The sequence below is a fragment of the Asanoa sp. NPDC050611 genome (genome assembly GCF_040654855.1).
Lineage (GTDB): Bacteria > Actinomycetota > Actinomycetes > Mycobacteriales > Micromonosporaceae > Asanoa.
On the sequence record NZ_JBFAIU010000541.1, the window covers coordinates 1 to 3340 of the forward strand.

Here is a 3340-nt window from a genome sequence, read left to right on the forward strand (position 1 = left end):
GGCGTCGAAGAGCTGCAGCTGCGCGCCCTTGTACTTCTCCTGGATCCGCTTGGCCGGGGTCGAGCCGTGATGGGCGGTTCGTCGGGCTCCAGCAGCGGCACCAGCGTGCCGGCCGCCAGCTCCGCCGCGCACAGATAGCTCGGCAGCACCGTGACGCCCGCGCCGGCCACCGTGGCCGCCAGCACCGCACGCAGGTCCGGGACCACGAGTGCGGGCTCCGCGGTCAGCCGGCGCCCGAACACGTGGCGCCAGTAACGGCGCAGGATCGGCAGGTCCGCCGCATAGCTGATCAAGGGAGCGGCGCCGGGGTCGGCCACGTGCTGCCAGGCCGGCGCGCCCACCAGCACGAACTCCTCGTCCATCAACGTCGTGGCGACCACGGACCGCCCCCGCGGGCGGACGGCCGGCAGGACCAGGTCGAAGCGGCCGGCGCGCAGGCCGTCGAGCAGGTCCTCGGCCAGGCCGGTCGACACCCGCAGCCGGATGCCGGCCGCGACCAGTGGCGCGACGACCGGCATGACCCGCACGGCCAGCATCTCCGCCGGGCCGGCCAGGCGCACCGGCTCGGCCGGCGCGGCATCGTCGCGCTCGGCGACCATGGCGAGCTGGTCCAGCGGCGCAGAGACGCGCGCGGCCAGGTCGTCGGCGGCGGGCGTCGGCGCCACGCCCCGCGGCAACCGCTCGAACAGCTGGCGGTCGAGCCGCTCCTCGAGGGCCCTGACCTGGGCGGTCACCGTGGGCTGGGCCAGACCGAGCCGGCGGGCCGCCGCGGTCAGCGAGCCGGAGCGGTAGACCGCGAGGAACGTCCGGAGCTGGGTGAGGTCCAGCGCCGAGCTATCAGCATTCCTTGTGGTCACCACGTCAATTCTATTGGTTGCCCGATAGGTGGGCGGCCTAGCGTCGGTCGCATGTCACGCATCCTGATCACCGGCGCCTCGGACGGCCTGGGCCGTGCCCTGGCGGTTGAGCTGGCCGCGAGCGGCCGGCACGAGCTGCTCCTGCACGGCCGCGACGCCGGCCGGCTCGCCGACGTGGCGACCGCGACCGGCGGCACGCCGTTCCAGGCCGACTTCGCGTCGCTCGCCGAGGTCAAGCGCCTGGCGGCCGAGGTCGCCGGCAAGTACGACCGGCTCGACGTGCTGGTCAACAACGCCGGCATCGGCTTCCACGTCGACGGGCGGACGCGCCAGGTCACGGCCGACGGCCATGAACTGCGGCTCGCGGTCAACTATCTCGCACCCGTGCTGCTCACCCGGGAACTGCTGCCGCTGCTGCACGCCGGGGACGCCGCCCGGATCGTCAACGTCGCCTCGATCGGCCAGCAGCCGATGGACTTCGACGACCCGCAGTTCACCCGCGACTACACCGACGTCGCCGCGTACTGCCGTGCGAAGCTGGCCTTGATCAGCCACACCATCGACCTCGCCCACGACCTCCCAGGCATCACGGTCAACAGCGTCCACCCGGCGTCGTACATGCCGACCAGCATGTCGAGGCGCTCAGGGATGGACGTGGTCGACACCCTCGAGCAGGGTGTGGCCGCCACCCGCCGCCTGGTCGACGATCCGGCCCTGGCCGGGTTGACGGGCCGCTACTTCGACGGCGGCACGGAGGCCCGCGCCGCGCAGGAGGTGTACGACCCGGCCTACCGCCGCCGCCTGCGCGATCTCACGGGCGATCTGCTCGCCGGGTTCTAACGGGTTTCTTTCTCCGGCGACGGGGAACGCGTTCGGTAACCCGCCGAACAGGCACGCGCGGCGGCGCCGCGCCGATCGGCGTGGACCAGTGCGGCCCGCCGACCCACTCTGCTGCCGTGCGCGCCGACCCATCGGATCGGAGCAATGTCATGACAGGCAACAAAGGCGTCGCCTACCTAGGGCCGGGTCAGGTCGAGGTGCAAGATGTCGACTACCCGACGTTCGAACTGAAGGACGGGCCTGGCGTACACCCTGACAACGTCGGCCGTCAGCTTCCACACGCGGCGATCGTGAAGTGCGTCGCGACCAACATCTGCGGCAGTGACCAGCACATGGTCCGCGGCCGCACCACCGCGCCGGCCGGCCTGATCCTCGGGCACGAGATCACCGGCGAGGTCGTCGAGAAGGGTCCGGACGTCGAGTACGTCCAGGTCGGCGACCTGGTGTCGGTGCCGTTCAACATCTCCTGTGGACGGTGCGTCAACTGTAAGACCGGCAAGACCGGCGTTTGTCTCAACGTCAACCCGGAACGGCCGGGGTCCGCCTACGGCTACGTGGACATGGGTGGCTGGATCGGCGGCCAGGCGGAGTACGCGCTCGTGCCGTACGCCGACTGGAACCTGCTGGTGTTCCCGGACAAGGACCAGGCGATGGAGAAGATCCTGGACCTGGCCATGCTGTCGGACATCTTCCCGACCGGCTATCACGGCGCGTTCAGCGCCGGCGTCACCACCGGGTCGACCGTCTACGTCGCCGGCGCGGGACCGGTCGGGCTGGCCGCCGCCACGGCGTCGCAGCTGCTCGGTGCGGCCACGGTGATCGTGGGCGACCTCAACAAGGAACGGCTCGAGCAGGCGCACAGCTTCGGGTGCGAGACCGTCGACGTCTCGGCCGGCGAGCCGAAGGACCAGATCGAGGAGATCCTCGGCACGCCCGAGGTGGACTGCGGCGTCGACGCGGTCGGGTTCGAGGCCCGTGGACACGGCGAGAACGCACAGGTCGAGCACCCGGCGACGGTGCTCAACTCGCTGATGGACCTGACCCGGGCCGGCGGCGCGCTCGGCATCCCGGGGCTCTACGTGACCGGCGACCCGGGCGCGCGCGAGGAGGCGGCGAAGGAGGGCTCGCTCTCCATCCGGCTCGGCCTCGGCTGGGCCAAGTCGCACTCGTTCGTCACGGGCCAGTGCCCGGTGATGCGCTACAACCGCCAGCTCATGATGGCCATCCTCAACGACCGGGTGTCGATCGCGAAGAACGTCAACGCGACACCGATCCCGCTCGGCGAGGCGCCGCGCGGCTACGCGGAGTTCGACGAGGGCGCGGCCCGGAAGTACGTGCTCGACCCGCACGGCATGGTCGCCTCGGCGGCCTAGTGGATTCAACAGGATTGTGGCCCGCTGATTCGGGGAAGGAGGCCAACCGCACCGAATCTTCGCGGACAGCGTCTGATGGCGGCCGGCAACCGGCCGCCATCGGCTACGCCGGCCGACCTGTCATCGGCGGAGCGCCTCGCCGCCGACCGCTTGCACAGCAGGTGTCACAAAGGCTACGGGTCAGGAGTACGCGGCCTGCCGCGCGGCGGCCGCCGCTAACACGTCGGTGACCTGGGTGGACTGGGTGCCGGGCGCAGACCTGCCGGCGCT

At 71.4% G+C, this 3340-nt stretch carries 3 protein-coding genes; 2 read left to right on the forward strand and 1 reads right to left on the reverse strand.

The genetic code is table 11. The features are described from left to right. Nucleotides 1–857: LysR family transcriptional regulator (locus AB0H87_RS39830; RefSeq protein WP_360158390.1), on the reverse strand; the 857-nt coding region annotated here is incomplete at its 3' end. Nucleotides 858–908: 51 nt separating this feature from the next. On the opposite strand from AB0H87_RS39830, the gene AB0H87_RS39835 reads away from it, so the two are divergent. Both AB0H87_RS39835 and fdhA read left to right on the forward strand, forming a co-directional pair. Continuing rightward, complete coding sequence (locus tag AB0H87_RS39835; protein WP_360158393.1) at nucleotides 909–1697, forward strand: SDR family NAD(P)-dependent oxidoreductase; 789 nt, start codon at nucleotides 909–911, stop codon at nucleotides 1695–1697. Between the two features lie 149 nt (nucleotides 1698–1846). Beyond that, on the forward strand, nucleotides 1847–3070 hold the full coding sequence (gene fdhA, locus AB0H87_RS39840) for a formaldehyde dehydrogenase, glutathione-independent (protein WP_360158396.1): 1224 nt from the start codon (nucleotides 1847–1849) through the stop codon (nucleotides 3068–3070). Nucleotides 3071–3340: the final 270 nt, after the last annotated feature.

What these genes read in the sequence shown, in the direction of transcription:
- AB0H87_RS39835 (WP_360158393.1), top strand. Translation starts at nt 909, where the DNA reads ATGTCACGCATCCTGATCACCGGCGCCTCGGACGGCCTGGGCCGTGCC.
- fdhA (WP_360158396.1), top strand. Translation starts at nt 1,847, where the DNA reads ATGACAGGCAACAAAGGCGTCGCCTACCTAGGGCCGGGTCAGGTCGAG.